We start from the raw sequence: 566 nt of genomic DNA, 5'->3' as shown, positions 1-566 counted from the left end.
AGGTGAAGTATTGAGAAGAAAAGCAGGTAAATCAGCTAAAAAATAATAATCATGGCAGGACAAAAAGCATCTCGTAGAGAGAGAATCAAAAAAGGAATCAGAAAAAACCTTGCTGGAACGTCTGAACGTCCACGTTTATCGGTTTTTAGAAGTAACAAAGGTATCTATGCGCAAATCATTGATGACAATGCAGGTAAAACATTAGTTGCTGCATCTAGCTTGTCAAAAGAATTTGTTGCATCTGGTAACAAAGTTGATCAATCTAAAGCTGTAGGTAAATTGGTTGCTGAAAAAGCAGTAGCAGCAGGTATTAATAAAGTAGTTTTTGACCGTAATGGGTACTTATACCATGGCCGTATCAAATCTTTGGCTGAAGGTGCTCGCGAAGGCGGTTTAGACTTTTAATCATAGAAAGAAATGGCATTAAGCAATATAAAAAGAGTAAAATCAAGCGAAATTGAATTAAAAGATCGCTTAGTAAGTATCCAACGTGTAGCTAAAGTTACTAAAGGTGGTCGTACTTTCAGCTTCTCTGCAATTGTTGTAGTAGGTGATGAAAACGGTAT

1 protein-coding gene and 1 pseudogene are annotated in these 566 nt (G+C 36.4%); both read left to right on the top strand.

The features are described from left to right. Positions 1-42 precede the first annotated feature (42 nt). The gene (rplR, locus tag B4G94_RS04015) at positions 43-405 is read left to right on the top strand and encodes a 50S ribosomal protein L18 (RefSeq protein ID WP_172392455.1); all 363 of its coding nucleotides are present in this window, start codon (positions 43-45) and stop codon (positions 403-405) included. Positions 406-417: 12 nt separating this feature from the next. Continuing rightward, positions 418-566 (top strand): annotated as a pseudogene (locus B4G94_RS04010) (30S ribosomal protein S5); the annotation flags it as partial.

It is taken from the genome of Sphingobacterium sp. UBA7625 (genome assembly GCF_002484085.1).
GTDB classification, from domain to species: Bacteria; Bacteroidota; Bacteroidia; order Sphingobacteriales; family Sphingobacteriaceae; genus Sphingobacterium; species Sphingobacterium athyrii.
Note: the sequence above shows the minus strand (reverse complement) of the source record. Positions and strands in the feature narration are given on the sequence as shown.